General features: G+C 65.9%; 24 protein-coding genes. 22 read left to right on the top strand and 2 right to left on the bottom strand.

Going from position 1 to position 26,999, the window contains the following annotated elements:
• The 14 genes from AC5QPF_RS20290 (at position 1) to AC5QPF_RS20355 (ending at position 15,755) form a co-directional block, all read left to right on the top strand.
• Positions 1 to 1,167, top strand: coding sequence for an efflux RND transporter periplasmic adaptor subunit (locus tag AC5QPF_RS20290; protein ID WP_494959596.1), 1,167 nt, complete (start codon positions 1 to 3; stop codon positions 1,165 to 1,167).
• Positions 1,167 to 4,340: a multidrug efflux RND transporter permease subunit gene (locus tag AC5QPF_RS20295; protein ID WP_494964216.1), complete on the top strand. Its 3,174-nt coding sequence runs from the start codon at positions 1,167 to 1,169 to the stop codon at positions 4,338 to 4,340. Before AC5QPF_RS20290 ends, AC5QPF_RS20295 begins: the two co-directional genes overlap by 1 nt.
• Positions 4,341 to 4,419: 79 nt before the next feature.
• Positions 4,420 to 5,421 (top strand): zinc-binding dehydrogenase, encoded by a 1,002-nt coding sequence (locus tag AC5QPF_RS20300; protein WP_494959597.1) that lies wholly within the window; start codon positions 4,420 to 4,422, stop codon positions 5,419 to 5,421.
• Positions 5,418 to 6,608 carry an MFS transporter gene (locus AC5QPF_RS20305; RefSeq protein ID WP_494959598.1) on the top strand — a complete coding sequence of 397 codons (1,191 nt, stop codon included), beginning with the start codon at positions 5,418 to 5,420 and terminating at the stop codon, positions 6,606 to 6,608. Before AC5QPF_RS20300 ends, AC5QPF_RS20305 begins: the two co-directional genes overlap by 4 nt.
• A gap of 89 nt (positions 6,609 to 6,697) precedes the next feature.
• Positions 6,698 to 7,618, top strand: coding sequence for a LysR substrate-binding domain-containing protein (locus AC5QPF_RS20310; RefSeq protein WP_494959599.1), 921 nt, complete (start codon positions 6,698 to 6,700; stop codon positions 7,616 to 7,618).
• 317 nt (positions 7,619 to 7,935) lie between these two features.
• Positions 7,936 to 8,961: a hydroxymethylglutaryl-CoA lyase-like TIM-barrel protein gene (locus AC5QPF_RS20315; protein WP_494959600.1), complete on the top strand. Its 1,026-nt coding sequence runs from the start codon at positions 7,936 to 7,938 to the stop codon at positions 8,959 to 8,961.
• Positions 8,958 to 10,136, top strand: coding sequence for an isocitrate/isopropylmalate family dehydrogenase (locus AC5QPF_RS20320; RefSeq protein ID WP_494959601.1), 1,179 nt, complete (start codon positions 8,958 to 8,960; stop codon positions 10,134 to 10,136). The genes AC5QPF_RS20315 and AC5QPF_RS20320 overlap by 4 nt, the downstream gene beginning before the upstream one ends.
• Positions 10,133 to 10,834, top strand: coding sequence for an RraA family protein (locus tag AC5QPF_RS20325; RefSeq protein ID WP_494959602.1), 702 nt, complete (start codon positions 10,133 to 10,135; stop codon positions 10,832 to 10,834). The genes AC5QPF_RS20320 and AC5QPF_RS20325 overlap by 4 nt, the downstream gene beginning before the upstream one ends.
• Positions 10,835 to 10,875: 41 nt before the next feature.
• Complete coding sequence (locus AC5QPF_RS20330) at positions 10,876 to 12,045, top strand: LLM class flavin-dependent oxidoreductase (protein WP_494959603.1); 1,170 nt, start codon at positions 10,876 to 10,878, stop codon at positions 12,043 to 12,045.
• A complete protein-coding gene (locus AC5QPF_RS20335) occupies positions 12,042 to 12,554 on the top strand; it encodes a flavin reductase (RefSeq protein WP_494959604.1) in 513 nt (170 codons plus the stop codon). Before AC5QPF_RS20330 ends, AC5QPF_RS20335 begins: the two co-directional genes overlap by 4 nt.
• A 29-nt stretch (positions 12,555 to 12,583) precedes the next feature.
• Positions 12,584 to 12,949 (top strand): antibiotic biosynthesis monooxygenase, encoded by a 366-nt coding sequence (locus AC5QPF_RS20340; protein WP_494959605.1) that lies wholly within the window; start codon positions 12,584 to 12,586, stop codon positions 12,947 to 12,949.
• A 173-nt stretch (positions 12,950 to 13,122) separates the two neighbouring features.
• A complete protein-coding gene (locus tag AC5QPF_RS20345) occupies positions 13,123 to 14,112 on the top strand; it encodes a nitronate monooxygenase (RefSeq protein WP_494959606.1) in 990 nt (329 codons plus the stop codon).
• A gap of 33 nt (positions 14,113 to 14,145) precedes the next feature.
• Positions 14,146 to 14,907 (top strand): alpha/beta hydrolase family protein, encoded by a 762-nt coding sequence (locus AC5QPF_RS20350; protein WP_494959607.1) that lies wholly within the window; start codon positions 14,146 to 14,148, stop codon positions 14,905 to 14,907.
• Positions 14,904 to 15,755 carry a DUF6282 family protein gene (locus AC5QPF_RS20355; protein ID WP_494959608.1) on the top strand — a complete coding sequence of 284 codons (852 nt, stop codon included), beginning with the start codon at positions 14,904 to 14,906 and terminating at the stop codon, positions 15,753 to 15,755. The genes AC5QPF_RS20350 and AC5QPF_RS20355 overlap by 4 nt, the downstream gene beginning before the upstream one ends.
• A 118-nt stretch (positions 15,756 to 15,873) precedes the next feature.
• Here AC5QPF_RS20355 and AC5QPF_RS20360 read toward each other — a convergent pair whose 3' ends face one another.
• The gene (locus tag AC5QPF_RS20360; protein ID WP_494959609.1) at positions 15,874 to 17,739 is read right to left on the bottom strand and encodes a sigma 54-interacting transcriptional regulator; all 1,866 of its coding nucleotides are present in this window, start codon (positions 17,737 to 17,739) and stop codon (positions 15,874 to 15,876) included.
• Between the two features lie 364 nt (positions 17,740 to 18,103).
• On the opposite strand from AC5QPF_RS20360, the gene AC5QPF_RS20365 reads away from it, so the two are divergent.
• The 5 genes from AC5QPF_RS20365 to AC5QPF_RS20385 are packed head-to-tail and all read left to right on the top strand — an operon-like array spanning position 18,104 to position 23,380.
• Complete coding sequence (locus AC5QPF_RS20365; protein ID WP_494959610.1) at positions 18,104 to 19,177, top strand: NAD(+)/NADH kinase; 1,074 nt, start codon at positions 18,104 to 18,106, stop codon at positions 19,175 to 19,177.
• Positions 19,158 to 20,132, top strand: coding sequence for a thiamine pyrophosphate-dependent enzyme (locus AC5QPF_RS20370; protein WP_494959611.1), 975 nt, complete (start codon positions 19,158 to 19,160; stop codon positions 20,130 to 20,132). Before AC5QPF_RS20365 ends, AC5QPF_RS20370 begins: the two co-directional genes overlap by 20 nt.
• A gap of 26 nt (positions 20,133 to 20,158) precedes the next feature.
• Entirely contained in the window at positions 20,159 to 21,178 is a 1,020-nt protein-coding gene (locus AC5QPF_RS20375) for a pyruvate dehydrogenase complex E1 component subunit beta (protein ID WP_494959612.1), read from the top strand.
• Positions 21,175 to 22,281 (top strand): acetoin dehydrogenase dihydrolipoyllysine-residue acetyltransferase subunit, encoded by a 1,107-nt coding sequence (locus tag AC5QPF_RS20380; RefSeq protein ID WP_494959613.1) that lies wholly within the window; start codon positions 21,175 to 21,177, stop codon positions 22,279 to 22,281. Before AC5QPF_RS20375 ends, AC5QPF_RS20380 begins: the two co-directional genes overlap by 4 nt.
• Positions 22,282 to 22,315: 34 nt before the next feature.
• Positions 22,316 to 23,380, top strand: coding sequence for a zinc-binding dehydrogenase (locus AC5QPF_RS20385; protein WP_494964217.1), 1,065 nt, complete (start codon positions 22,316 to 22,318; stop codon positions 23,378 to 23,380).
• Between the two features lie 75 nt (positions 23,381 to 23,455).
• On the opposite strand, the gene AC5QPF_RS20390 is transcribed toward AC5QPF_RS20385, so the two are convergent.
• Complete coding sequence (locus AC5QPF_RS20390) at positions 23,456 to 24,229, bottom strand: hypothetical protein (protein WP_494959614.1); 774 nt, start codon at positions 24,227 to 24,229, stop codon at positions 23,456 to 23,458.
• A gap of 226 nt (positions 24,230 to 24,455) precedes the next feature.
• Between AC5QPF_RS20390 and AC5QPF_RS20395 the strand changes: the two genes are divergently transcribed.
• Genes AC5QPF_RS20395 through AC5QPF_RS20405 form a run of 3 tightly spaced genes read left to right on the top strand, consistent with a single transcriptional unit; the run spans position 24,456 to position 26,916 of the window.
• Complete coding sequence (locus AC5QPF_RS20395) at positions 24,456 to 25,625, top strand: hypothetical protein (protein WP_494959615.1); 1,170 nt, start codon at positions 24,456 to 24,458, stop codon at positions 25,623 to 25,625.
• Complete coding sequence (locus tag AC5QPF_RS20400; RefSeq protein ID WP_494959616.1) at positions 25,622 to 26,170, top strand: adenylyl-sulfate kinase; 549 nt, start codon at positions 25,622 to 25,624, stop codon at positions 26,168 to 26,170. The genes AC5QPF_RS20395 and AC5QPF_RS20400 overlap by 4 nt, the downstream gene beginning before the upstream one ends.
• Complete coding sequence (locus AC5QPF_RS20405) at positions 26,167 to 26,916, top strand: methyltransferase domain-containing protein (protein WP_494959617.1); 750 nt, start codon at positions 26,167 to 26,169, stop codon at positions 26,914 to 26,916. Before AC5QPF_RS20400 ends, AC5QPF_RS20405 begins: the two co-directional genes overlap by 4 nt.
• The last annotated feature ends 83 nt before the right edge of the window (positions 26,917 to 26,999 follow it).

A 26,999-nucleotide genomic window follows, 5' to 3' on the forward strand; every position in this document is an offset into this window, starting at 1 on the left:
ATGTCATCGTTGATTCGCAGATTGACCGGGGTGCCCGCCTGGGCACTGGCCGGTATGGCCCTGGTGCTGGTGGCCGGGATTGTCGTGGGTACCCGCACGCCGGTGGCCCAGGCCAACAACGCCCCCGCGCCCTTGCCGCAAGTCCAGGTGATGAACGCGGTGACCCGCGATGTCGTCGACTGGCAGAGCTACACCGGCCGCCTGGTGGCCACCGACACCGTGGTGATCAAGCCGCTGGTGGCCGGGACCCTGGTGGCCGTGCACTTCAAGGACGGCGCGCTGTTGCGCAAGGGCGACCTGATGTTCGAGATCGACCCGCGCCCCTACGCCGCGGCCCTGCAACAGGCGCAGGCGGCGTTGGCAGCAGCGCGCTCGGTGGACCAGTTCGCGCAGAAGGAGCTGCAACGCTACGAGCACCTGATCAACAGCAACGCCATCGCCAAGACCGACCTGGACAAGCGTGTGCAGAGCGCCAACGAAGCCCGGGCCAGGGTCGACGAGGCCCAGGCCCGGGTCGAGCTGGCCCGTCTCGATCTGGAGCACACGCGCATCGTCGCCCCGTTCGACGGCCGTGCCTCCCGGGTCGAGGTGACCCCGGGCAATATCGTCGACGTCGGCGAGCGCTCCACCGCCCTGACCAACCTGGTGTCGATCTCGCCGATCTACGCCGACTTCGATGTCGACGAGCACACCTTCCTGCGTTATCTGGGCGTGCGCCCGGTCGGCGAGGCGGTGCCAGTCAGGCTCGGTCTGGCCCATGAGGACGGCTATCCGCGCCAGGGCCAACTGAGTTCCCTGGACAACCGCCTCGACACCCGCTCGGCGACCATCCGGGTCCGGGCCAGCTTCGACAACAGCAACGGCGAGCTGCGCCCCGGGCTGTTTGCCAGGGTGCTGCTGCCGGGCAGCGCCAGCCGCCCGGCCACCCTGGTCGAGGACAGCGCCATCGGCACCGATCAGGACAAGAAGTACGTGCTGGTGGTCAATCCCGAGGGCCGCGTCGAGTACCGCCAGGTCAAGCCCGGCATCCGCCAGGGTGCGCTGCGAGTGATCGACCAGGGCATCGCCGCCGATGAGCAGGTGGTGGTCAGTTCCCTGCACCTGGCCACGCCAGGCACCCAGGTCCAGCCGGTGCAGGTCCCTTCCCGACCACAGGCGCAGCAATGATGAATATTTCCGGATTCTTCATCGACCGTCCGATCTTCTCTGGCGTACTCAGCGCCCTGGTCCTGCTGGCCGGCCTGCTGGCGCTGACGCGCCTGCCCGTGTCCGAGTACCCCGACGTGGTGCCGCCGCTGATCGTGGTCAGCGCCCAGTACCCGGGCGCCAACCCCAAGGTAGTGGCGGAAAGCGTCGCGGCGCCCCTGGAAGAACGCATCAACGGCGTCGAAGGCATGCTGTACATGCAGTCCCAGGCCAACAGCGATGGCAGCCTGGCGATCAACGTCACCTTCGCCCTCGGCACCGACCCCGACAAGGCCCAGCAACTGGTGCAAAACCGCGTCTCCGAAGCACTGCCGCGCCTGCCAGCGGACGTCCTCAGCCTGGGCGTGACCACCAGCAAGTCGTCCTCGACCCAGACCCTGGCGATCCATCTGGTCTCGCCGGACAACAGCTACGACGCCAACTACCTGCGCAACTACGGCATCCTCACTATCAAGAGCCAGCTCGAACGTATCCCCGGGGTCGCCGAGGTGCGTATCTGGGGCGGTGGCGACTATGCCATGCGCATCTGGATCGACCCCGACCGCGTGGCCCAGCGCGGGCTGTCCGCCGGCGAGGTGGTGCAGGCTATCCGCGAGCAGAACATCCAGGTCGCGGCCGGTGTCATCGGCGCCGCGCCGATGCAGGCCGGGGTGCCGCTGCAGCTTTCGGTGAACGCCCAGGGACGACTGAAGACCGAAGAGGAATTCGGCCAGATCGTGGTCAAGAGCGTGCCCGAGGGCGGCGTCACCTACCTGCGCGACGTCGCCCGTATCGAGCTGGCGGCGTCCACCTATGCCCTGCGCTCGCTGGTGGATGGCCAGCCCGCAGTGGGCTTCGGCGTGTTCCAGATGGCCGGCGGCAATGCCCTCGACATCTCCGCCCGGGCCCGACAGATCATGGCTGAGGCCAAGGCCGACATGCCGGCGGGGGTCGACTACAAGATCGTCTTCGACCCGACCCAGTTCGTCCGCTCCAGCATCAATGCGGTGATCAGCACTCTGTTCGAAGCCATCGTCCTGGTGGTGCTGGTGGTCATCCTGTTCCTGCAGACCTGGCGGGCCTCGGTGATTCCATTGTTGGCGGTGCCGATTTCCATCGTCGGCACCCTGGCTTTGCTGCTCGCCTTCGGTTTCTCCATCAATGCGCTGTCGCTGTTCGGCCTGGTCCTGGCCATCGGCATCGTGGTGGACGACGCCATCGTGGTGGTGGAGAACGTCGAGCGCAACATCGCCCAGGGCCTGTCGCCGCGCCAGGCCACGCACAAGGCCATGGCGGAGGTCAGCAAGCCGATCATCGCCATCACCCTGACCCTGGTCTGCGTGTTCATTCCGCTGGCGTTCATGCCCGGCCTGTCCGGTGGTTTCTACCGCCAGTTCGCCCTGACCATCGCCATTTCCACGGTGATCTCGGCGTTCAACTCGCTGACCCTGTCGCCAGCGCTGTGCGCCCTGTTGCTCAAACCCCACGGTGCGCCGAAGGATGCGCTGGAACGCGGCACCGAGCGCCTGCTGGGGCGCCTCTTCAATCGTTTCAACGCGCGCTTCAGGGCCGCCGAAAGCCGCTACGGCTGCGGCGTGCAGGGCGTGCTGCAGCACAAGGGCCGGACCCTGGCGCTGTTCGCCGTGCTGCTGGGCGCCTGCGCCTGGCTCGGCCATAGCCTGCCGACCGGGTTCGTCCCGGCCCAGGACAAGGAATTCCTGGTCGGCTTCGCCCAGTTGCCCGCCGGTGCCTCGCTGGACCGCACCGAGCAGGTGATACAGCGCATGAACGACATCGCCCTGAAACATCCGGGCGTGGCCCATACCCTGGAATTCCCCGGGATGTCGGTCAACGGCCTGATGAACTCGTCCAGCACCGGAATCATCTTCGTGATCCTCAAGCCCTTCGCCGAACGCCCGGGCGAGGCGCTGGGGGCCAACCGCATCGCTGCTGAACTGAATGCCCGGTTCAGCAGCATCGCCGAGTCCTTCACCGCCGTGTTCCCACCGCCACCGGTGCTGGGCCTGGGCACCCTCGGCGGCTTCAAGCTGCAGATCGAGGACCGTGCCAGCCTCGGCTACGTCGCCCTGGACAGCGCCCTCAAGGCGTTCATGGCCGAAGCCGCCAAGGCCCCGGAACTCGGGCCGCTGTTCTCCAGCTACCAGATCAACGTGCCGCAACTGGACGTCGATCTCGACCGGGTCAAGGCCAAGCAGCTCGGCGTGCCGGTGACGGAGGTGTTCGAAACCCTGCAGATCTACCTGGGCTCGCTGTACGTCAACGACTTCAACCTGTTCGGCCGGGTCTACCAGGTCCGCGCCCAGGCCGATGCGCCGTTCCGTGCCAATGCGGAAGACATCACCCGCCTGAAGGTGCGCAATGCCTGGGGCGACATGGTGCCCCTGTCGACCTTGCTGAGCGTGGGCCACAGCTACGGACCGGAAATGGTGGTGCGCTACAACGCCTTCACCGCGGCGGACGTCAACGGCGCGCCGGCACCGGGCTACTCGTCGGGCCAGGCGGAGGCCGCCATCGAGCGGATCGCCCGGCAGACCCTGCCCGCCGGCATCCGCCTGGAATGGACCGACCTCACCTACCAGCAGCGCCTGGCCGGCGACAGCACCGCCTGGGTCCTGGCGGTCAGCACGCTGCTGGTGTTCCTGGTCCTGGCCGCGCTGTATGAAAGCCTTTTGCTGCCGCTGGCGGTGATCCTGATCGTGCCCATGGGCGTGCTCTCGGCCCTGGCCGGGGTATGGCTGACCGGCGGCGACAACAACATCTTCACCCAGATCGGACTGATGGTGCTGGTGGGCCTGGCCTCGAAGAACGCCATCCTCATCGTCGAGTTCGCCCGTGATCTGGAGCGCCAGGGCCATGACGTCGCGAGCGCGGCCTGGCAGGCCAGCAAATTGCGACTGCGGCCGATCCTCATGACCTCGATCGCCTTCGTCATGGGCGTGGTGCCCTTGGTGCTGTCAACCGGTGCCGGCGCGGAAATGCGCCATGCCATGGGGGTAGCGGTGTTCTTCGGCATGCTCGGCGTGACCGCCTTCGGCCTGCTCTTCACCCCGCTGTTCTATGTGCTGGTACGGCGTCTGGCCGGCCGCCCGGGACAACGAAACCCACTCGCCATTGCGGACACTCCTGTCCGTTAACAGCGGAACTACAGCGCGTTTTTCTCCCGTAAACGCGCCCCTAGACTGCAAACGTTGCCAATCATTACAGGAAAATGCCATGACACGTGTCGTTCGTTTCCATGAGTACGGCGGTCCGGAAGTCCTGCGGATCGAGGAACTGCCGGTGGCCCAGCCCGGCCCCGACGAGGTCCGCATCCGCGTCCGGGCCATCGGCCTGAACCGCGCCGAATCGATGTTCCGCCGCGGCCAGTATCTCGAGCCAGCGGAGTTTCCGAGCCGGCTCGGCTATGAGGCGGCAGGCCATGTCGAAGCCGTGGGCAACGCCGTGCGCGACTTCCAGGTGGGCGATGCGGTGAGCCTGGTCCCGCCGGCAAGCATCGCTCGCTGGGGCACTTATGCCGAACAGGCGGTGGTGCCGGCGGCGATGCTGGTGCGCCATCCCGACAACCTTGACCTGCAACAGGCCGCCGGGGTGTGGATGCAGTACCTCACCGCCTGGGGCGCCTTGCTTCCCGTGGCCAAGCTGGCCGCCGGCGACCACGTGCTGATCACCGCCGCCTCCAGCAGCGTCGGCCTGGCCGCCATCCAGATCGCCAATCGGATCGGCGCGATCCCCATCGCCGTGACCCGTGGCGAAGACAAGGTGAGCAAGCTGCTGGCGGCCGGTGCGGCGCAAGTGATCGTCAGCGACAAGGAAGACCTGGTCGCCCGCGTCGCGCAGATCACCGATTGCGAAGGCGTGCGGGTGGTCTTCGACCCGATTGGCGGCCCCGGTATCGTGCAACTGGCCGAGGCCACCCGGCGCGGCGGCATCATCATCGAATACGGTGCGCTGAGCAGCGAGCCGTCGCCCTTCCCGCTGTTCACCGTGCTGGGCAAAAGCCTCACTTTGCGCGGCTACCTGCTGCACGAAGTAGTCAACGATGCCGAGCTGTTCGCCACGGGCAAGGCCTTCGTCAGCCGTGGCCTGGAGGATGGCAGCCTGACGCCGGTGATCGCCCGCACCTTCGCCTTCGAGGACATCGTCGACGCCCACCGCTTCCTGGAAGCCGGCGAGCAGTTCGGCAAGATCATCGTCACCCTGGAGGATCGACCGTGAAACTGTTCAATCCCCTGTTCTTCATCGCCCTGGGCCTGTTCGGGGTCTACACCATCGAGTTCGGCGTGGTCGGCATCCTGCCAGTGATCATCGAACGCTACAGTGTCAGCGCTGCCGAGGCCGGCTGGCTGGTGGGCCTGTTCGCCCTGATCATCGCGGTGTTCGGACCGTTCATGGTGCTGCTGTTCTCACGCTACAACCGCAAGCGCATCCTCACCCTGTCGCTGTTCATCTTCGCTGCGGCCAGCGCCCTGTCGGCCTATGCGCCCAACTACGGGACCCTGGCGATCCTGCGGGTCATCCCGGCGTTCTTCCACCCGGTGTACTTCTCCCTGGCCTTCGTCGCCGTGGTGTCGTTGTATCCCAGGGAACAAGCCACCCAGGCCACGGCCAAGGCGTTCGTCGGCACCAGCATGGGCATGGTCCTCGGCGTGCCGATCACCACCTGGATCGCCGCGCGCTTCTCCTATGAAGCGGCCTTCCTGTTCTGCACCGCGGTCAACGTGATCGCCGGCCTGGGCATCATCGCCCGCCTGCCCGACACCTTCGCCGGGCAGAAAGCGCCCTACGGCAAGCAACTGGCGATCCTGCGCAAGCCGACCCTGTGGCTGAACATCCTCGCCTCGACGCTGATCTTCGGCGCGATGTTCTCGGTGTATGCCTACAGTGCCGAATACCTGTCCCGCGAGGCCGGCATGAGCGGCGAGGTGATCAGCGTGATGCTGATCCTCTTCGGCATCGGCGGCGTGGCCGGCAACCTGCTTGCGGGCCGGCTGCTGGCCAAAAGCAAGGTCGCCACCACCCTGCTGCACCCGATCCTGCTCGGCGCGGCCTACCTGCTCCTGCACTTCTTTGCCAGCCCGGCCATCCTGCCGATGATCGTCATCGTCGTGCTGTGGGGTGCCACCCACACCAGCGGCCTGATCGTCACTCAGGTCTGGCTGACCTCGGAGGCCCCCGAGGCCCCCGAGTTCGTTACCGGCCTGTACATCTCGTTCATCAACCTGGGGGTGACCCTCGGCGCGACAACCGGCGGCTGGTTCCTGACCCGCATGGGCATGCAGGGGACAATCGTCAGCGGCCTGCTGTTCTGCGCCCTGGCGGCGGCGACCATCCTTGCCAAGGTGTGGCTGTATGGAGCGCGGCAGACGCCTCCCGAGCCAGAAACCCAGGCGGTTTTGCACTAGAGTCATTTCCTGGAGACCGTGGCATGCCACGGTCTTCTTCCATTCAACGGAGTTTCTATCGATCAGCCCTACCCGGACGGAGTCAAGTCATGGATGTCAGCAGCACATCGTTCAGCACCGCGCAGCCCATCGAGTTTCCGGTGGACAGCACCCAGTTCGACTGGGAAAACCTTCGCTACTTCATCGCCTTCGCCAGGATCCGTTCCCTGGCCGCCGCCGCCCGCACCCTGAACGTCGAGCACGCCACCGTTTCCCGGCGCATCGCCGCCCTGGAGACCGCCCTGAAGATTCGCCTGGTGGACCGTCGCAGCCATCGCTACGAACTGACCGAGAATGGCGAGCGCATCGCCCAGCTGGGCAACCGCATGCAGGAAACCGCCTGCGCCCTCAGCCGCACCGTCTGCGCAATCCGCACCGAGCGGGTGGCGGACATCACCCTCAGCGCCCCGCCGCACCTGACCACCCATTTCATTGCGCCCCACCTCGGCCGGCTCCGCGAGCGCTGCCCGGACGTCAACGTGCGCATCCTTTCCAATCCGCGCATGGCCTCCCTGGCCCGGCGCGAGGCGGACATCGCCATCAGCGTCGGCCGGCCCACCGAGACCGACCTGGTGGTGCGCAAGATCGGCACCCTGGACTTCGGCTTCTTCGCCGCCCCCGGCTACCTGCAGGACCGCCATGAAGACGCCTACGAGTTCATCGCCCATGACGATGACCAGGAGCCCTCGCCGCAACGCATCTGGCTGGAGCATGCCGCAGGCCAACGGCCCGTGGTGCTGCGGGTGAAATCCTTCGACGTGCAGGCCGAGGCGGCCCGGGCCAGCGCCGGCATCGCCCTGCTCCCGGTGTTCATGGCCGGAGCGCAGAACGCCTTGCAACGGGTGCCGATCGAAGCGCAGCCGCTGCAGGCGGAACTGTGGCTGGTGGTCCATCGCGACATGCGCAGTGCCCCAGGCATACGCGGCATGATGGACTTCATCATCGACTGTTTTGCCCAGCAACATCGTTGAGCCTTTTCCCTTGCAACGGTGAATTTTTTAACAGCCGCTGTTAAAAACACCTTGTTTACAAGCCGAAACCATTTGTCCACTATCGAACGGGTCAGGCATACATAACTGTCTATACGCCGTGACTGCTTGAATCCTCGCTTCCGCCACACTTCAAATAATAATAATCATGCGGCCATGAACTTATAACGAAACCTCACGCAGGGGACCGTTATGGTTATATGGCCGCACACGACATTGCTTCTCCTGGTCACTCTGTTTATCCGAAGTAAAAGCGGCACTCTTGCGTGCCTTCGAAACATGATAAAGGGACTGTATTCATGAACCAGATAAAGATTATCGATGTCACGCTGCGCGACGGCGGCTATCGCAACAACTTCAACTTCACCGTCGATTACGCCCAGTCGGCCATTTCGCAAATGATCGATGCCGGTATCCGGTATTGTGAAATCGGCTACCGCAACGGGCCGTTCGCGCCCAAGGACGAACATGGCCTGACCAGCGCCGTCGATGCCCGCTACCTCGACGCCCTGCACGCCGCCGCCAAGGGCCAGATCGACCTCTGCGTCATGGTCCATCCGCACAATGTCGACGCCAGCGACTTCGAGCTGCTGCGCGAGAACGGCGTGTCGATGATCCGCGTGTGCCTGCGCCGCGACCGCCTGGAGGACGGCCTGGCCACCTTGCGCCTGGCCAAGGCCTACGGCTTCCAGGTCAGCGCCAACATCACCCACGTCACCACCCTCGGGCCCGGGGAAATCTCCGACATGAGCCTGCGAGCGGAGAACGCCGGCGCCGACCTGCTGGTGTTCGCCGACTCCAACGGCAACATGATCCCGGCGGATGTCGACCGCCTGATCACCCGGGTCTCCAGCCGGGTCCTGATTCCGCTGGGCTTCCACGCCCACAACAACCTGTCCCTGGCCCTGTCCAACTCCATCGCTGCCATGGATGCCGGCGCCGAGTACATCGACGCATCCATCTGCGGCATGGGCAAAGGCGCCGGCAACCTGCACCTGGGCGTGTTCGTCGCTTACCTGCACCGTGCCGGCATCCGCAACGACTACGACCTGGCCAACGCCCTGCACCTGTCCCAGCGCACCGCCGACAGCGTGCCGGCCAGCAGCCTGCCGCTGGCCCTGACCGACATCATGATGGGCACCTACAACATGCCCTTCGATGTGCAGAAACGCCTGGAAGAAGTGATCCGCCTGCATAACCCGACTTCAACGTTCCATGCCTTGCAGATCCTCCATGAACAGGATCGCGGTCGTGCGCAAAGAAGTCTCAGGCCACGAACTTTGGCAACGCCGCCTGTCATTGCCAGCGGAGGTATCGGCCAATGAGTTCGCGTCAGAAAGTCTGTGTACTGCCCGGCGATGGTATTGGTATCGAAGTGACCGAGGCGGTACTTCCGTTATTCGATACGCTGAATCTGCCAATCGACCTGAGTTTTGCCGATATCGGCTGGAGTTGCTGGCAGAAAGAAGGCAACTGCATTCCGGAAAACACCTGGAAGTTGATAAGTGCCAGCAATGCGACATTACTCGGTGCCATTACCAGCAAGCCACTTCGCGAAGCCGAGGCGGAACTTTCTCCGGCACTTCGTGGCACCGGACGGGTATATGTCTCGCCGGTGATCCAGTTGCGCCAGAAACTGGGTTTGTACGCCAATGTACGGCCGGTGACGGATGTACTTGGCGATGACCGCTATCGCTTCTCGGTGATCCGCGAGAACACTGAAGGCCTGTATGCCGGGCTGGATTTCGCCAGTATCCCGCCAGGCTTCGAGGCGGTGCTGGCGGAGCGCGAGCGCAACGGCGCGCCCTGGATCCGCGAAGGTGCGGACGACGCGACCATGAGCGTGCGTTTGCAGACCCGCGCCGGGCTCACCCGGCTGTTCCGCTTCGCCTTCGAGCATGCCCGCGAGCAAGGCTTCGACCGCGTCACCCTGGCGGACAAACCCAACGTGCTGCGCTACAGCGGCGCGTTCGCCCGGGACATCCTGGAAAGCGTCGCGGCGGATTACCCGGATATCCAGAGCAACATCGACAACGTCGATGCCGTGGCCCTGTGGATGGTCCGTCGTCCCGAGCGCTTCGGGGTGATCGTCGCCGAGAATATGTTCGGCGACATCCTCTCCGACCTCGGCGCCGGAGTGATGGGCGGCCTCGGCCTGGCCCCCAGCGCCAACATCGGCGCGCAAGGCGCGTACTTCGAGCCGGTGCATGGCAGCGCGCCGGCCTATGCCGGGCAGAACCGCGCCAACCCGAGCGCGATGTTCCTCACCGTCGCTCTGCTGCTCGACCACCTGGGCCACGGCCTGGCGGCCCGGGCCATCCGCAACGCGGTTTCCGAGGTGGCACGCAGCGACCAGCGCACCTACGACCTCGGCGGCAACGCCAGCACCCGGGAAGTGGCCGCCGCCATCCTCCGGCACAGCCTCGACTGGGCCGAACGCCTCGACGGTGTCAGTACACACCGAGCCCCACACGCCGTGAAGCAAGGAGCCCACGCATGAGCGCGACCACCCTTACCCGCGAGAACGATGCCCTGCTCGCCGCCCTCGAAGCCCTGGACACCGCCAGCCTGTCCGACGCCCTCGACAGCCTCGGGCTGGCCGGCGGCCTCGCCGGCCTCAACCAGCAGGTGCCGGGCACCCGCTGCGTCGGCTTCGCCTACACCGTGCTCTACGAGCCGGTGCAGGAGCGCGGCGGCTTTCGCAATGCGGCCAACTACATCGACGCGGTGCCGTCCAACGCGGTGATCGTCTCCAGCAACCCCGGGCGCACCGACTGCACCACCTGGGGCGACATCCTCACCCATGTCGCGGTCAACCGCGGCATCCGCGGCACCCTGATCGATGGCGCAGCGCGGGATATCGACACGGTGCAGCGCCTCAACTACCCGCTGTTCAGCCGCGTGCGCTTCATGCAGTCGGCGAAGAACCGCGTCCAGCTCAAGGCTACCCAGGTGCCCGTAGAGATTTCCGGGGTGACGGTGCATCCCGGCGACCTGGTGGTCTGCGACAGCAGCGGCTGCCTGGTGATCCCGGCGGCCCGCGCCGAAGAGGTGATCCGCCGCGCCCGCGCGGTGGAGCAGACCGAACGCGACATCATCCAGAGCGTGAACGAGGGCTACTCGCTGGAACAGGCCCGCGCCCTGCACCGCTATGACCAGCCCTGGCTCTCGGCCCGGGAAAAGCAGGCCAACGCCTGAATTGCGCTTCGCCCCCCTTACCTGATGAGAGAACCCACGCCATGACCCATGCCCACGTGAACATCCGCAAGCCCAACCCGGTGCGCGACAGCAAGAACAAGATCAAGCTCGGCGTCTTCGGTTTCAACATCGAAGGCGGCTGCACCCTGACCAGCGCCCCGGAACGCCACCGCGCCGCCGACTGGCAGAACACCCTGGCGATCGCCACCCTCGCCGACCGCGCCGGCCTGGAACTGTTGCTGCCGGTAGGTCGCTGGCGCGGCTGGGAAGGCGCCAGCAACCCCATGGGCGTCTCCTACGAGACCTACACCTGGGCCGCCGGCCTGGCCTCGGTCACCGAGCAGATCGCCCTGTTCACCACCTCGCACCTGTCTACCGTGCACCCGCTGTTCGCCGCCAAGCAGGCCGCGACCATCGACCATATCAGCGGCGGGCGTTTCGGCCTGAACATGATCTGCGGCTGGTTCGGCCAGGAAATGGGCATGTTCAACGGTCACCAGCGTGACCACGACAAACGTTACGACCATGCCGACGAGTGGATCGAGATCGCCAGGACCGCCTGGGAAGCCAACGGCTATTTCGACTACGAGGGCGAGTTCTTCAACGTCAAGCAGGGTTACGCCGAGCCCAAGCCGATCAACCGGCCGTTTCTGATGAATGCCGGCGGCTCGCCTCGCGGCCGGCAGTTCTGCGCCAAGCACTGCGACGCCGCGTTCCTGATCCTCAAGCACGAGGACGACGACGCCACCATCCGCGCGCAGATCCAGGCCTATCGCGACCTGGCCCGGGAGGAACACGGCAAGGAACTGCAGATCTGGGTCTACGCCTACGTCGTCCACGAGGACACCCTGGAGCAGGCCCACGCGCAGCTGGACTACTACGTCACCCAGCACGGCGACGACACCGCGCTGGACAACGTGACCCGCGAGATCGGCGTGCAGAGCGGCATGTTCAAGGACGAGGAAGACGCCGAGCGCTTCCGTTTCCACTTCAAGGCCGGCTTCGCCGGGGTGCCGCTGGTGGGCACCGCGCCGATGCTCGTCGAGCAGATGCAGCGCTGGTCCGACCTGGGCGTGGACGGCATCAACCTGACCTGGCTGGACTACCACACCGGCCTGCAACGCTTCGTCAAGGAAGTGCTGCCGCTGATGGAGCAGGCCGGCCAGCGCGCGCCGCACAAACCAGGGCGGGCATTGGAGGCGGTGGCATGAGCGCCGCGCTCCGGGCCCCCGAGGCCGAACTGGCGGACGGCTTCAAGAACGCCATGCGCCGGCTCACCTCCAGCGTGGCGATCATCGCCAGCCGCGACGGCGACGACCCGGTGGGCATGGTCGCCACGGCGGTGGTGTCGGTGAGCACGTCGCCGCCGGCCCTGCTGATCTGCGTCAACCGCTCGGCCAGCCTGCACAGCCCGCTGACCCTATCCGGGCGCTTCAGCGTCAACCTGCTGAGCGCCAGCCACAGCGAGCTGATCCCGGTGTTCGCCGGCCAGGTCAAGGGCGCGGAACGCTTCGCCCATGGCCAATGGGAAGACCTGCACGGCCTGCCCTGCCTGGCGGATGCCCAGTCGAGCCTGGTCTGCACCCTGGACAAGCGCGTCGACTACGGCTCCCACGACGTGATCATCGGCCGTGTCGATGCTGTGCGCTTTGCCGAACCCATCAACCCCTTGCTTTGGGAAAACGGCAGCCCGGCGATTTCCGCCCGCCTGACCCAATGAATCCCATCACCCACACAGGAAAGTGACCCATGACCCAGATCGAACAGTTCCAGGCCCCGCAAGCGGGCGAAGACCAGGCCATCTTCCTGGTGAATGTCGTGCACGTGAACCCCGGCCAGCAGGACGCCGCCCTCGCCGTGCTGCGCGACACCGTGCAGTACGTGGCGCGCACCTACCCGGCGTTTCAGTGGAGCCGGCTGTACAAGAGCCTCGACGGCAAGACGGTGATCAACCAGGCGCAGTGGAGCAGCAAGGAGGAATTCGACTCGCTGTTCCATGACGAGGACTTCCTGTCGCGCTACACGGGGTTGAAGGAGACCGGCACCTGGGAGTTTCACCTGTACCAGGTCAGTGACTACATCCCGCAGGCGCTGACGGCGGCTGTGGTCGAATAAATCCGACAACACATGACTCATTGATTCAGCGCGGACCTGTGGGAGCGGGTTAACCCGCGATCGCGATGGTGGATTCACTACCGTCATCGCGGCGGTCCGGCGATCCGGTTAACCCGCTCCCACAGGGTCCGCGTCGAGCATTCGACCTGCCGCACCCGAAAAGGAGTTTCGATATGGCTGACCTCAACACCCGCCTCACCCAGAGCCTCAACATCCACACCCCCATCGTCCTCGCGCCCATGGGCGGCGCCTCCGGTGCCAGGCTGGCCACCGCCGTGTCCAGGGCCGGCGGCCTCGGCCTGGTCGGCGCCAGCTACGGCGACGAACAGTGGATGCGCACCGAACTGGAACCCATGCGCGACCTCAAGCAGACCTGGGGCGTCGGCCTGGTGATGTTCACCGTGGCGCGTAACCTGGCACTGCTGGACCTGGCCCTGGACTACGGCCCCGATGTGGTCGCCCTGTCCTTCGGCAACCCCGCCGACTTCATCCCCACCATCCATCGCGGCGGCGCCAAGGCCATCGTGCAGATCCATGAACTGGACCAGGCCCGCGCCGCCCTCGACGCCGGGGCCGACGCGCTGATCGTGCAGGGTGCCGAGGCCGGCGGGCACAGCCTGCGCCGTGGCCTGCTGCCGTTATTGCCGGCGGTCAAGGACCTGGTCGGCGACAAGGTCCCGCTGATCGCCGCCGGCGGTATCGCCGACGGCCGTGGCGTCGGCGCCGCGCTGGTGCTCGGCGCAGACGGCGTGATGCTGGGCACCCGCTTCCTCGCTTCCGACGAGGCCCTGCCATCGGCCGCCTTCAAGCAGCGCCTGATCCAGTCCGCCACCGCAGACACCGTGCGCACGCGGATCTTCGACCAGGTGCGGGGCATCGAGTGGCCCGAGCAGTACAGCGGCCGGGCCATCGCCAACCGCTTCTCGCAGACCTGGCTGGGCCGGGACGACGCCCTGCGCGAAGCCCCGGACTCGGTGCGCCAGGACTACGCCAGGGCGGTCCTTGCCGACGACCTGGAACAGCGGGTGATCTGGGCCGGCGAAGTGCTGGACCTGGTGGGCGATATCAAGCCGGCGCGGCAGATCGTCGAAGACCTGCTCAAGGAAACCACCCACATCCTGCGCAACAGCCAGCGCCTGCTGGCGTTCGACAAGATCGCCTGAACGGCGGAGGCAAGGGACATGCAAGGATCAAAGGTGACACGTCGCCAATGGGGCGACGGCAAGCGGCTGGCGGTGGTGATGTCGCCGGTCATGCCGCTGTGGGATGAAGGCCAGTTCTTCCAGCCGCTGATCGAGCCGCTGACCCGTGCGGGCTACCGGGTGATCGTGTTCGACACCCTGTCGTTGCCGGGCGACGACGCTGAATCGCTGGAGACCTTCTCCCGACGCTGGCAGCAGGAGCTGCTGACGCTGGGCCGCATCGACCTGCTGGCCGGCTCGGCCCTGGGCGGCGCGGTGGTGCAGAGCCTGCTCGGCCTGCCCATTGGCGCCAGCGTCGACAAGGTGCTGCTGATCTCCTCCCCAGCCCTGGCGGACGGCATCCTCGATGGCCGCCTGGGCCGGATGGCCGACCTGGCCCTGCTCGGCGATGTCGAGCAGGCCCTGCAACTGCTCGACCAGTGGGTGCAGCCGGCCACGCGAATCCACCCCGCCGGGCCCATCGCCATCGACCCGGCCAGCGCGGCGCTGCAGGCCCAACGCCTGCACCGGGGCTTCCGCCTGCTCAATCGCCTCGATCTGAGACGGGCCTGCGAGGACTTCGCCGGCCCGCTGCTGACGGTATATGGCGAACAGTCGCAACTGGTGCGCGGGATCAACGTGCATGTCAATGAGCAGGCCCGCCAGCATCGCCTGTCCGTCCCCGACGGTGGCATGCGCCCCTTGCTCGACGCGCCGGGCCTGGTCCTGCGCACGGTCCGCGAGCGGTTGGGGATCGACCTGGAGGTGGCCGCATGATCGACGCCGATTTCATCGACGTGCACTACCATGCCGGTCCCGACGCCTTCGTGCGCCGGCATGGGGTCATGGAAGCAGGTCGGCGCTACGCCGCGCTGAATGGCTGGGTGGTGCTGAAGAACCACCTCGGCTGCACCGCCGCCCAGGCCTGGGAGGCGCGCCAGGAAGGGTTGCCGGTGTCCGGTTCGGTGGTGCTCAACGAGATTGCCGGCGGCATCGACTACCGGGTGGTGCAGCGCTCGCTCTGTCACCATGGCGACAGCGAGGCCCGGCTGATCGTGCACCTGCCAACCGTCACCGGCCGCGCGCACAAATCGCGACTCAAGCGCAACAGTGCCCACTGGATCCTCGACGAGCACCCGATCCGGCCGCTGACCGTCAGCGATGGCGGGCAGTTGAATGCACAGACGCTGGATGTGCTGCGCATGGCGCGGGACTATCCGGTCGTGATTTCCAGCGGGCATGCCGATGGCCATGAGGTGCGTCTGTTGATCGAGGCAGCGGTGCGCCTGGACGTGCCTAGGCTGATGCTCAACCAGCCGGCCAATCCGCTGACCGGGCTGGATGCCGGTGCCCTGCTGGAGCTGAGCCAGGCGCCGATGGTCTACACCGAGCAGACGGCGCTGACCTATCTGCTGGGTTATCAGCCATGGGAGGACTTCGCCCGGGTCCTGCGTGAGGTACCGAGGGCGCTGTACAGCTCCGACCTGGGGCAGACCTCGCAGCCGGATGTGGAGCAGTGGCAGGTGGATAGCCTGTTGTGGTTCGAGCGGATGGGACTGGGAAGCGAGCGGGCGGTGACGGTGAGCCGGAGTCATGCCAGGGAGATGTTGCGGGTGGAAGCCTAGCTCTTGCCTCAAAGCCAACCGCTATCCCTGTGGCAGCGGGTTTACCCGCGATTGCCATGGTGGATTCACTGCCGTAATCGCGGGTAAACCCGCACACAGGGTTCAGCGGTGTCGCTACCTATACCTTCCCCTTCACCCGCGGCATCACGATGTCATGCTGCTTCACCCGCCGATACAGGGTCGCCCGGGAAATCCCCATGGCCTGCGCCGCCGGCCCCGGCTGCCAGCGATGGCGCACCAGGGCATCGATCAGCGCCTGGCGCTCGGGGCTGGACGGGACATCTTCCACCACGGCAGGGGCAGCGCCACGCAACTCGGCCGGCAGGTCTTCCAGACGAATGCTCTCCCCCGGACAGATGGCGCAGGCATAGCGCAACACATGCCGCAACTGCCGCACATTGCCCGGCCAGCGGTAGCCCAGCAGACGCTCCAGGGCCGCCCCACCCAATCCGGCCCGCACACCGCAGCGTGCGGCTTCTTCATCGAGGATGCGGTTGATCAATGCCAGCTTGTCACTGCGCTCGCGCAACGGCGGCAGCTCGAACCGCGCGCCACTGAGACGGAAATACAGATCCTCGCGGAACGCCCCTTCGGCCACCAGCGCCGCCAGGTCGCGGTGGCTGGCACAGACCACCTGGATATCCACGGTCTGCCGCTGCGCCGCCCCCAGCGGCGCCACCTCGCCCTCGGCCAGCACCCGCAGCAGGCGCGTCTGCAGGGCCAGGGGCATGTCGCCGATCTCGTCGAGGAACAGGGTGCCGCCATCGGCCTGCTGCAACAGCCCCCGCGCGCCCTTGCGCTCGGCGCCGGTGAAGGCGCCCGCGACATAGCCGAACAGTTCGCTCTCGATCAGGCTCTCGGGGATCGCCGCGCAGTTCAGGGCAACGAAGGGCTTGTCGCGCCGGGCGCTGGACTCGTGCAACTGACGGGCGAAGACCTCCTTGCCCGAGCCGGTCTCGCCATGGATCAGCACCGGCAGGTTGCGGTCCTTGACCCGCACTGCCAGGCGCAGGCTTTCGGCGATCCGCGGGTCGAGCTGGCCGACCTCGCGATCCGGCACCGCCACGCTCAAGGAACGCCGCGGGGTGCTCAGGCGCACATGCAGGTCGTGTTCGGCGACATGCCGCGGATGCTCGTCGGCGGCGGCGCGCAGCAGGTCCGGGTCGAAGACCTCGCCGATATGCCGGGGCAGTTGCCCGTAGCGCTCCAGCAGATAGTGGCGGGCCGCCGGGTTGAGCGCCTGTACCTGGCCATCGGCATCCCAGGCGAAGAGAAAATCCGGGCGGCTGTCGACATAGCCCGGCGCTGCATGGGCACGCAGGACGTACTGGCCACGAGTGCTGTGCATGAAGAAGGCGTTCTCGATGTCGCGGGCGCTCTGCACCGTCATCTGGCGGATCAGGTGCTGGCTGCGGCGGTCGTCCGGGGATTCCACTGCAGACACGTCGAGCACGCCGAGCAACTCGCCCCAGGGGTCGAACACCGGCGCGGCCGAGCAGGTCAGGCCGATGAAGGCGGCGCGGAAATGGTCGCGCTTGTGCACCGTCACCGGCACGCCATTGGTCAGCACCGCGGCCACGCCACAGGTGCCCTCCTCGCCCTCCGACCAGCAGGTGCCGAGGTACAGCCCGGCGCGCCGGCAGTCGGCGCGGATCGCCGATTCCACGCGATAGTCGATGGTATTGCCCTGGGCATCGGTGAGCAGCACGCAGTAGTCGGCGTCGCGCACCCGGCCATGCAGGCGCGAGACCTCGTCGCCGGCGATGCGCAGGAAGCTCTCGGCCCGCTCGCGGTATTCGTTGAGCAGGGTCTGGCTGAGGATCCGCGGCCCCTGCAGCGAGCCGGGGTCGAGGTGGTGCTGCTCCATGGAACGGCGCCAGGAGTCGAGGATCAGGTTCGGCACCGGCGCCTCAGGCAGACGACCGGCATGACGCAACACGCGGCTGACACAGTCCACGTGGGCTTTCGACGAGGCAGGCAGCATGGGGCCTCCGCGGCTCGTTTCGTTGTTCTTGTGGGGCTCATTTAAGACCCGGCTCGCCGTATGGACAAGCGCGGCGGATGGCCGGTGGGTGAGTGAGACGCTGCGTCTCGGCGTCTCGTCTGGTGTACAGAACCTGTTGATTCAGCGCGGACCCTGTGGGAGCGGATTCACCGGAACGCCGGCCCCCGCGATCGGCGGCGCCCATTGAGATGGTGCATCTCATCCACATGGCCTCACCAGATGGCATCCAACAGCTCTATGACGCTGGTTTCCGGGCAAATCAAAAACCTTGGCACCACCCTTGCTCCACCCCTCCCACCACCGGGCCCCGTCCCGCACCCACAACAACAACCAGAGGTGCGTCATGCTCACTCCCGCCCTGCGCGTCGGCATCATCGCCAACCCGGCCTCGGGCCGCGACCTGCGGCGCCTGACCGCCAATGCCGGACTGACCTCCAGCACCGACAAGGCCGCCGTGGTCCAGCGCCTGCTCGGGGCCTTCGGCGCCACCGGCATCGACGAGGTGCTGATGCCGCCGGACATGACCGGCATCGCCGCCGCCGTGCTCAAGGCCAGCAGCGGCCGCCACGCCCGCGACAGCCGCTGGCCACGCCTGGAATTCCTCGACATGCCCCTGCGCCAGAGCGTCGAGGACACCCGCCTGGCCGCGCGGATCCTCGCCGAGCGCGGCGTGGACCTGATCGCCGTGCTCGGCGGCGACGGCACGCACAAGGCAGTGGCCGCCGAAGTCGGCGACATCCCGCTGCTGTGCCTGTCCACCGGCACCAACAACGCCTTCCCGGAACTGCGCGAAGCCACCGGCGCCGGCCTGGCCGGCGGACTCTATGCCAGCGGGCAGATTCCCGCCGATATCGCCCTGCGCCGTAACAAGCGCCTGCGGGTACGCCTGCCCTCCCGGAGCATCGACGAGATCGCCCTGGTGGAAGTCGCAGTCTCGCCACTGACCTTCACCGGCGCCCGCGCCATCAGCCGCGCCGAGGACCTGGCGGAAATCTATGCCGCTTTCGCTGAACCCCATGCCATCGGCCTGTCGTCGCTGTGCGGGCTGTGGAACCCGGTATCGCGACGCAGTCCGCGCGGCAGTTGGTTGCGCCTGTCCAGCGACGCCGATGAAGCCCTGCTGGCGCCCCTGGCCCCGGGCCTGCTGCAAGCCTGCGGCATCGTCGCCAGCGGCAGCCTCGAACCCGGCGTGCCCCGCCGCCCGCTGCTCGCCGCCGGCACCCTGGCCCTGGACGGCGAACGGGAAATCGAGTTCGCCGCCAGCGACACCCCGAGCATCACCCTCGAACTGGACGGCCCGCTGAGCATCGACGTCGAGGCCGCGTTGGCCTACGCCGCTCGTCATCGCCTGCTGGCCATCGCCGGAAACACCGTGAACCACCCAGGAGAACAAGAAAATGTCCACGCTATCGACTGAGCAACTGCTGCATGCCTGGCGCGTGATGCGCACCATCCGCGCCTTCGAGGAACGCCTGCACGTGGAGTTCGCCACCGGCGAGATCCCCGGCTTCGTCCACCTGTATGCCGGCGAGGAAGCCTCCGCCGCCGGGGTCATGGCCCACCTCGACGACGAGGACTGCATCGCCTCCACCCACCGCGGCCACGGCCATTGCATCGCCAAGGGCGTCGATGTGCACGGGATGATGGCCGAGATCTACGGCAAGAAGACCGGGGTCTGCCAGGGCAAGGGCGGCTCCATGCACATCGCCGACCTGTCCAAGGGCATGCTCGGCGCCAACGGCATCGTCGGTGCCGGCGCGCCGCTGGCTGCGGGCGCGGCGCTGGCGGCCAAGCTCAAGGGCAGCAAGGCGGTGGCAGTGGCCTTCTTCGGCGACGGCGGCTCCAACGAAGGCGCGGTGTTCGAGGCGATGAACCTGGCCTCGGTCTGGAACCTGCCGTGCATCTTCGTCGCCGAGAACAACGGCTACGCCGAGGCCACGGCGTCGAACTGGTCGGTGGCTTGCGATCATATCGCCGACCGCGCCGCCGGCTTCGGCATGCCCGGGGTGACGGTGGACGGCTTCGATTTCTTCGCCGTGCACGAAGCCGCCGGCGCCGCCATCGAGCGCGCCCGCGCCGGCGAAGGGCCATCGCTGATCGAGGTCAAGCTGACGCGCTACTACGGCCACTTCGAGGGCGACGCCCAGACCTACCGCCATCCCGACGAGGTCAAGCATTACCGCGACACCCGCGACTGCCTGATGCAGTTCCGCGAACGCACGGTGCGCGCCGGCCTGCTCCAGGCGGCCGCGCTGGATGCCATCGATGCCGAGGTGCAAGCCAGCATCGAGGACGCCGTGCGCCGCGCCAAGTCCGATCCCAAGCCGAGTCCGGCCGACCTGCTCAGCGACGTCTACGTCGCCTACCCCTGAACCCATAACAAGAAAGGACCGTCATCATGGCTAGAAAGATCAGTTACCAGCAGGCCATCAACGAAGCCCTGGCCCAGGAAATGCGCCGCGACCCGACCGTGTTCATCATGGGCGAGGACAATGCCGGCGGCGCCGGCGCACCCGGCGAGGACGACGCCTGGGGCGGCGTACTCGGGGTCACCAAGGGCCTGTATCACCAGTTCCCCGGTCGCGTGCTGGATACCCCGCTGTCGGAGATCGGCTATGTCGGTGCCGCGGTCGGTGCCGCCACCCGCGGCCTGCGCCCGGTGTGCGAGCTGATGTTCGTCGACTTCGCCGGCTGCTGCCTGGACCAGATCCTCAACCAGGCCGCCAAGTTCCGCTACATGTTCGGCGGCAAGGCCGTCACCCCGCTGGTGATCCGCACCATGGTCGGCGCCGGCCTGCGCGCCGCCGCCCAGCACTCGCAGATGCTGACCGCGCTGTGGACCCATATCCCCGGGCTCAAGGTGGTCTGCCCGTCCTCGCCGTACGATGCCAAGGGCCTGCTGATCCAGGCGATCCGCGACAACGACCCGGTGATCTTCTGCGAGCACAAGCTGCTCTACTCGATGCAGGGCGAGGTGCCGGAAGAGCTCTACACCGTGCCCTTCGGCGAAGCCAACTTCCTGCGTGACGGCGACGACGTGACCCTGGTGACCTACGGGCGCATGGTCCACCTGGCCATGGACGCCGCCGCCAGCCTGGCGCGCCAGGGCGTGTCCTGCGAGGTGCTGGACCTGCGCACCACCAGCCCGATGGACGCCGACAGCATCCTCGAAAGCGTGGAAAAGACCGGCCACCTGGTGGTGATCGACGAAGCCAACCCGCGCTGCTCGCTAGCCACCGATATCTCGGCGCTGGTCGCCGAACAGGCCTTCCACGCGCTCAAGGGCCCGATCCGCCAGATCACCGCGCCGCACACGCCGGTACCCTTCTCCGATGCCCTGGAGGACCTGTACATCCCCAGCGCGGCCAGGATCGAGGCGACGGTGCTGGAACTGCTGCACGGGAGGAAGGTGGCATGAGCCGGATCCATACCCTGACCATGCCCAAGTGGGGCCTGTCGATGACCGAAGGGCGTGTCGATACCTGGCTCAAGCAGGACGGCGAGCTGATCGAGAAAGGCGACGCGGTGCTGGATGTCGAGACCGACAAGATCAGCAGCAGCGTCGAGGCCCCCTTCTCCGGGGTGCTGCGGCGCCAGGTGGCGCGGGCGGACGAGACGCTGCCGGTCGGCGCGCTGCTCGGCGTGGTGGTCGAAGGCGAGGCCAGCGATGAGGAAATCGACGCCGTGGTGGAGCGCTTCCAGGCCGAGTTCGTCGCCGAGGGTGGTGCCGAGGCTGACAGCGGGCCGGTGCCGCAGAAGATCGAACTGGACGGCCGCGTCCTGCGCTATTTCGAGCGGGGCGAAGGCGGCGTGCCGCTGGTGCTGATCCACGGCTTCGGTGGCGATCTGAATAACTGGCTGTTCAACCACGAGGCGCTGGCGGCCGGGCGTCGGGTCATCGCCCTGGACCTGCCGGGGCACGGCGAGTCGGGCAAGGTCCTGCAACGCGGAGACCTCGACGAACTGAGTAGCACGGTGCTCGCCCTGCTCGATCACCTGGACGTCGCCCAGGCGCACCTGGCCGGACACTCCATGGGTGGCGCCGTGGCGCTCAATACGGCGCGCCTGGCACCGCGGCGGGTGCGTTCACTGAGCCTGCTGGCCAGTGCCGGCCTGGGCACGGAGATCAATGGCGATTACCTGCAAGGCTTTGTCGAAGCCGGCAACCGCAACGCCCTCAAGCCGCAACTGGTGCAGCTGTTCTCCGACCCGGCGCTGGTCAACCGGCAAATGCTTGAGGACATGCTCAAGTACAAGCGCCTGGAAGGGGTCGACACGGCCCTGCACCAGTTGGCCGGGACGCTGTTCACCAACGGTCGCCAGCAAGTCGACCTGCGCCCGGTCGTGGGCGAGCACCCGACCCTGGTGATCTGGGGCGAGGCCGACGCGATCATTCCTGCCGCCCACGCCGAGGGCTTGCCCGCCGAGGTCCACGTGCTGCCGAAACAGGCGCACATGCTCCAGCTGGAAGACGCCGAGGCGGTCAACGCCCTGCTGCTCGCCTTCCTTGCCCGCCACTGACCAGGAGAACACCATGACCATCACTTCCAACAGCATGCGCGCGGCGGTCTGGCACGGGCGCAACGATATCCGCGTGGAAAGCGTACCGCTGCCGGGCGATCCGCCGCCCGGCTGGGTGCAGATCCGCGTGCACTGGTGCGGCATCTGCGGCTCGGACCTGCACGAGTTCGTCGCCGGGCCGGTGTTCATCCCGGTGGAGGCGCCGCATCCGCTCACCGGGATCAAGGGCCAGTGCATCCTCGGTCACGAGTTTTGCGGCGAGATCGTCAAGCTCGGTGCCGGGGTCGAGGGCTTCGGCGTCGGCGAAGTCGTCGCCGCCGACGCCTGCCAGCACTGCGGCACCTGCTATTACTGCCGCACCGGTCTGTACAACATCTGCGAAAACCTGGCCTTCACTGGGCTGATGAACAACGGCGCCTTCGCCGAATGGGTCAATGTCCCGGCGAACCTGCTGTACAAGCTGCCGGCGGATTTTCCGGCGGAAGCCGGGGCGCTGATCGAGCCGCTGGCGGTGGGCATGCATGCGGTGAAGAAAGCCGGCAACCTGTTGGGGCGCAACGTGGTGGTGGTCGGTGCGGGCACCATCGGCCTGTGCACCATCATGTGCGCCAAGGCTGCCGGGGCGGCGCAGGTGATCGCCCTGGAGATGTCTTCCGCGCGCAAGGCCAAGGCCCGAGAGGTGGGCGCCAGTCATGTGCTGGACCCGAACGAATGCGATGTACTGGAAGAAATCCGCACCCTGACCAACGGCCTTGGCGCCGATGTCAGCTTCGAGTGCATCGGCAACAAACACACCGCCAAGCTGGCCATCGATGCTATCCGCAAGGCCGGCTCCTGCGTGCTGGTGGGGATTTTCGAAGAACCAAGCTCGTTCAACTTCTTCGAGGTGGTGGCGACCGAGAAGCAGGTGATCGGCTCGCTGGCCTACAACGGCGAGTTCGCCGACGTGATCGCCTTCATCGCCGACGGTCGCCTGGACATCACGCCACTGGTGACCGGACGGATCGGGCTGGAGCAGATCGTCGAGCGGGGTTTCGAAGAGCTGGTGAACAACAAGGAGCACAATGTGAAGATCATCGTTTCACCGAGTCTCTGCTGAGGCTGGCGTTGGACTGGCCGGTTCGGGGGTGTTGCTCACGGCCTCATGGCGTGCACCACCACCTGCCACCAGGATTTACCGGGGCTGGCGCGAACGCAGCAGCGTCGCCAGCCCGACCGTCAACACCACCGCCAGCGCAATGGCAAGGAAGAAGGTCAACGCGATCCCCAGATGCTCCAGCAAATGCCCGATGACCAGATAGAACGCAATCACCCCCACCCCGCCGATGGCATTGCCGCGAATCATCCCGGCCATGGAATACCGCCCGCCCTGGACATGGGAAAACACCACCAGCGGCCAGGCGATCACCGGGATCGGCGCGAGCATGCCGCTCACCGCCGGCCCGAGCCACTGGGCGGTCCCGGTGGTGAGCATGAGCAAGCTGGTGGCGGCAACCATACGCAGGGGGATTTCCCACCAGCGCGCCTTGATCGGCGCCAGTTGCGCCGGCCGCGCTTCGCGTCCGCTAGCCCACACCAGCAACGTCACCAGGCACAGGGCGACCGTGATGGCCAGCGGCAAGCCACCCCAGTGGGTGAGGACGTACGCCGCAACCCCGTAGCATCCCAGCGACACCAGCGCGGTCGCAAAGATGCCGACCCGACGACTGGTGAACAGATAACACGCATAGCTCGCCTGTACCGCCGCCAGACCACCGAGCGCCCCCGGCACGGCATTCACGGCAAAGCCGCTGCCCTGCTCAAGGCACAGAAACACCATGACCAGCGCCGAAGTGATCGGCATGCCCGAGAGCAACCCGCCCAGCAGCCCGCCCCAACGTCGCGAGGCGAGTGAGACGGCCCACATCAACAGTGGCGTGACGATGAGCTTGAGGTAGAAAAGAGTCATGACAGGCAGGATTCCGGTTGTGCTCTGAAAGCGCAGGACGCGATTGCGCAAACGGCGATACTACACAATCGACAAACTGCAGATTTTCCCTTTTCCCGCGCACACTTGCCACGCATACAACAGGCGCCGCAGAGTGATGGCAGATTGGCCGGACCGCGTGATAGCATCGCCCGATTACCTGTGATTGAAATAATACCTTGACGCCCAGGAAGGCTGCCGACGCGCAATGCTTGCCATGAAGAATATTTATCTGATCAACAATGTATTGAATGGCGGGAAAACGTATCTTGAATACCTCCTGCCCGCCCTGAACGCACTTCGACACAACTATAACTGCGTTGTCCTTAATACAAAGATCAGCGGCCTGAGCCAACAGGAAGCCGAGCAGGCACTGGACTACCCGGTCGAACAAATCGAACTGGAGTATATTGCGCAGCTCAAGTCGCAGGTCGTCATCTCGAATGACGCGTTTATTGGAAGAGCACTGGACGAGTCGAACTTTGCCGTGTTCATCTCCCATGGCAACGTCGGCATGCCCATCGCAGACAGGCATTACGCCTCCAGCCTGATGTCGCTTTTCGACGCCATCGTTTCTCCTTCCCGATCGTTCTTCTGCCTGTTGCACAAAGGCATGCAGCTTTATCGACAGGATAGAAACAGCGGTCTGTCTTTTTCCCTCAAGACGATCCGCTCGGACCTGCGCAAGACCACGGCAATTTCCACGCTACCCGTGAAGATCCCCGAGGTCTTGAGTGCGCCACCCGCCTTCGAGCGCAGCCCCGAAAAATATGTCGTAGGCATCCTGCCAACCCAGAAAGGCATCTGCCCAAGCGGCGCCTCGCTCTTCGAGAACATGGTCGATGTCATCAACGCGGTGAAGACCCAGGTGCCTCATGCCAGCATTCTCCTGCGCCCCTACATGACCGACTTCGAACATCCCTACATCGCGGAGATGTGCGAAAAGCTCAGCGAGTATCCGTGGATTACCATCGACACCACCAAGGGCCGCAGCGACGACTTCTACCGCAAGTGCGACACGGTCATTACCGATGCTTCGAGCGGCGGCGTTTCATTCATGCTCAATACCTGCCGGCTGCCTATCTATTACGTACCGTCCTGTACTGAAAGCCATCCCATCGTCCATGCCTGGCTCGGACAGATGGGCAATTCACTGCCTATCGCCAGGAATGGCGACGAACTCAGGGAACTGCTGCACGGGTTCGAGTTGTTGCCACCCGACCAACATTTCGCGATTTACCAGGCATTCTACGAATCGGAATTCGGTGGTTTCCATCACCCCGAGGAAGTCTTCCGGGACCTGGTTGAAAAACAGCACGACTCCGCGTTTCGCTACTTTGCGATGAACGCTGCCGGAGAGGTCGAGACGTGCAGATGAATGCCGGTTTTACCGGACAGGTGGTCTGGATCACAGGATTGTCGGGGGCGGGTAAATCGACCCTGGCCCGGGAGTTCACGGCCAGGCTGCGTCACCAGGGCCACTCGGTGGTCATGCTCGACGGCGACGAATTGCGCGATGTGTTCGGTACGACGGCCAACGGCCCGCAAAGTTACGAAAGGACCGGGCGCCTGGCCCTGGCCATGCAGTACGCGCAGTTGTGCCGGGTCATTGCCGCCCAGGGCCATATCGTGGTGATCGCAACGATTTCGCTGTTCCGCGAGATCCATGCCTGGAACCGCGCTCATCTGCCGGGCTACTTCGAGGTCTACCTGAAGGTCCCGGTCGAAGAGTTGCGCCGCCGCGACCCCAAGGGCATCTACCGGCGCTTCGATGCGGGCGAGCTGAGCAACGTCGCCGGGCTCGACGTACCGATAGACGAACCGCGCATGGCAGAGTGGGTGGCGGAGTTCGATCCACTGCACACGGCAAAAACCTTGACCGACGACTTGCTGCACCGATTCATAAAAGGGAAATCAGTATGAAAACCGAATGGGATTACACCGTCCTGGCTGACGCTTACCTGAAGCGTCCCGACTACGCCGATGCAGCGATCGATGCCATGCTGTCCATTGCTGGCGCTGAAAAAGGCGACCGCTTCTGCGACGTCGGCGCAGGTGTCGCCCACCTGACCCTGATGCTGGCCGCCCGCGGCATGGACGTCATGGCCGTGGAGCCCAACGACGCCATGCGCGCAAACGGCATCAAGCGCACCCTCGAACTGGGCAACGTCGCCTGGCACGAAGGCACGGGCGAAGCCACCGGCCAAGCCGACCAGGCGTTCGACATGGTCACCTTCGGCAGCTCCTTCAACGTCTGCGATCGCCAGCAGGCCCTGAAGGAAACGGCGCGCATCCTCAAGCCGCGTGGCTGGTTCGCCTGCATGTGGAACCACCGCCATCTCGATGACCCGATCCAGGCGCGGATCGAAGCCATCATCAAGGAGCGCGTGCAGGGCTACGCCTATGGCACCCGTCGTGAAGACCAGAGCGCAGCCATCGATGCCTCCGGCCTGTTCGGTGCGGTCGTCCACCTCGACGCCCGCGTCATCCACCAGCAATCTATCGAGGAGTGCCTTGAAGCCTGGCGCTCCCACGCGACCCTGCAACGTCAGGCCGGAGCCGCATTCCCCGAGGTGATCAGCGCCATCGAGGACTACCTGCAGAGCCTGGGTACGGCGTCGATCCAGATTCCGTATTCGACCAATATCTGGATGGCCCAGCTGAAGTAATGCCAGTACCCGGCCTTTGCCTGAAAAGGCAGAGGCCTGGGAACAGCCTCTTGCGCGAACGACAGAAACGAAAAAAGGCCCAG

It is taken from the genome of Pseudomonas sp. Con_6 (assembly GCF_059379395.1).

Coding starts and splice junctions, on each gene's coding strand:
- AC5QPF_RS20290 (WP_494959596.1), top strand. CDS start 1: ATGTCATCGTTGATTCGCAGATTGACCGGGGTGCCCGCCTGGGCACTG.
- AC5QPF_RS20295 (WP_494964216.1), top strand. CDS start 1,167: ATGAATATTTCCGGATTCTTCATCGACCGTCCGATCTTCTCTGGCGTA.
- AC5QPF_RS20300 (WP_494959597.1), top strand. CDS start 4,420: ATGACACGTGTCGTTCGTTTCCATGAGTACGGCGGTCCGGAAGTCCTG.
- AC5QPF_RS20310 (WP_494959599.1), top strand. CDS start 6,698: ATGGATGTCAGCAGCACATCGTTCAGCACCGCGCAGCCCATCGAGTTT.
- AC5QPF_RS20315 (WP_494959600.1), top strand. CDS start 7,936: ATGAACCAGATAAAGATTATCGATGTCACGCTGCGCGACGGCGGCTAT.
- AC5QPF_RS20320 (WP_494959601.1), top strand. CDS start 8,958: ATGAGTTCGCGTCAGAAAGTCTGTGTACTGCCCGGCGATGGTATTGGT.
- AC5QPF_RS20325 (WP_494959602.1), top strand. CDS start 10,133: ATGAGCGCGACCACCCTTACCCGCGAGAACGATGCCCTGCTCGCCGCC.
- AC5QPF_RS20330 (WP_494959603.1), top strand. CDS start 10,876: ATGACCCATGCCCACGTGAACATCCGCAAGCCCAACCCGGTGCGCGAC.
- AC5QPF_RS20335 (WP_494959604.1), top strand. CDS start 12,042: ATGAGCGCCGCGCTCCGGGCCCCCGAGGCCGAACTGGCGGACGGCTTC.
- AC5QPF_RS20340 (WP_494959605.1), top strand. CDS start 12,584: ATGACCCAGATCGAACAGTTCCAGGCCCCGCAAGCGGGCGAAGACCAG.
- AC5QPF_RS20345 (WP_494959606.1), top strand. CDS start 13,123: ATGGCTGACCTCAACACCCGCCTCACCCAGAGCCTCAACATCCACACC.
- AC5QPF_RS20355 (WP_494959608.1), top strand. CDS start 14,904: ATGATCGACGCCGATTTCATCGACGTGCACTACCATGCCGGTCCCGAC.
- AC5QPF_RS20360 (WP_494959609.1), bottom strand. CDS start 17,739: ATGCTGCCTGCCTCGTCGAAAGCCCACGTGGACTGTGTCAGCCGCGTG.
- AC5QPF_RS20365 (WP_494959610.1), top strand. CDS start 18,104: ATGCTCACTCCCGCCCTGCGCGTCGGCATCATCGCCAACCCGGCCTCG.
- AC5QPF_RS20370 (WP_494959611.1), top strand. CDS start 19,158: ATGTCCACGCTATCGACTGAGCAACTGCTGCATGCCTGGCGCGTGATG.
- AC5QPF_RS20375 (WP_494959612.1), top strand. CDS start 20,159: ATGGCTAGAAAGATCAGTTACCAGCAGGCCATCAACGAAGCCCTGGCC.
- AC5QPF_RS20380 (WP_494959613.1), top strand. CDS start 21,175: ATGAGCCGGATCCATACCCTGACCATGCCCAAGTGGGGCCTGTCGATG.
- AC5QPF_RS20385 (WP_494964217.1), top strand. CDS start 22,316: ATGCGCGCGGCGGTCTGGCACGGGCGCAACGATATCCGCGTGGAAAGC.
- AC5QPF_RS20390 (WP_494959614.1), bottom strand. CDS start 24,229: ATGACTCTTTTCTACCTCAAGCTCATCGTCACGCCACTGTTGATGTGG.
- AC5QPF_RS20395 (WP_494959615.1), top strand. CDS start 24,456: ATGCTTGCCATGAAGAATATTTATCTGATCAACAATGTATTGAATGGC.
- AC5QPF_RS20400 (WP_494959616.1), top strand. CDS start 25,622: ATGAATGCCGGTTTTACCGGACAGGTGGTCTGGATCACAGGATTGTCG.
- AC5QPF_RS20405 (WP_494959617.1), top strand. CDS start 26,167: ATGAAAACCGAATGGGATTACACCGTCCTGGCTGACGCTTACCTGAAG.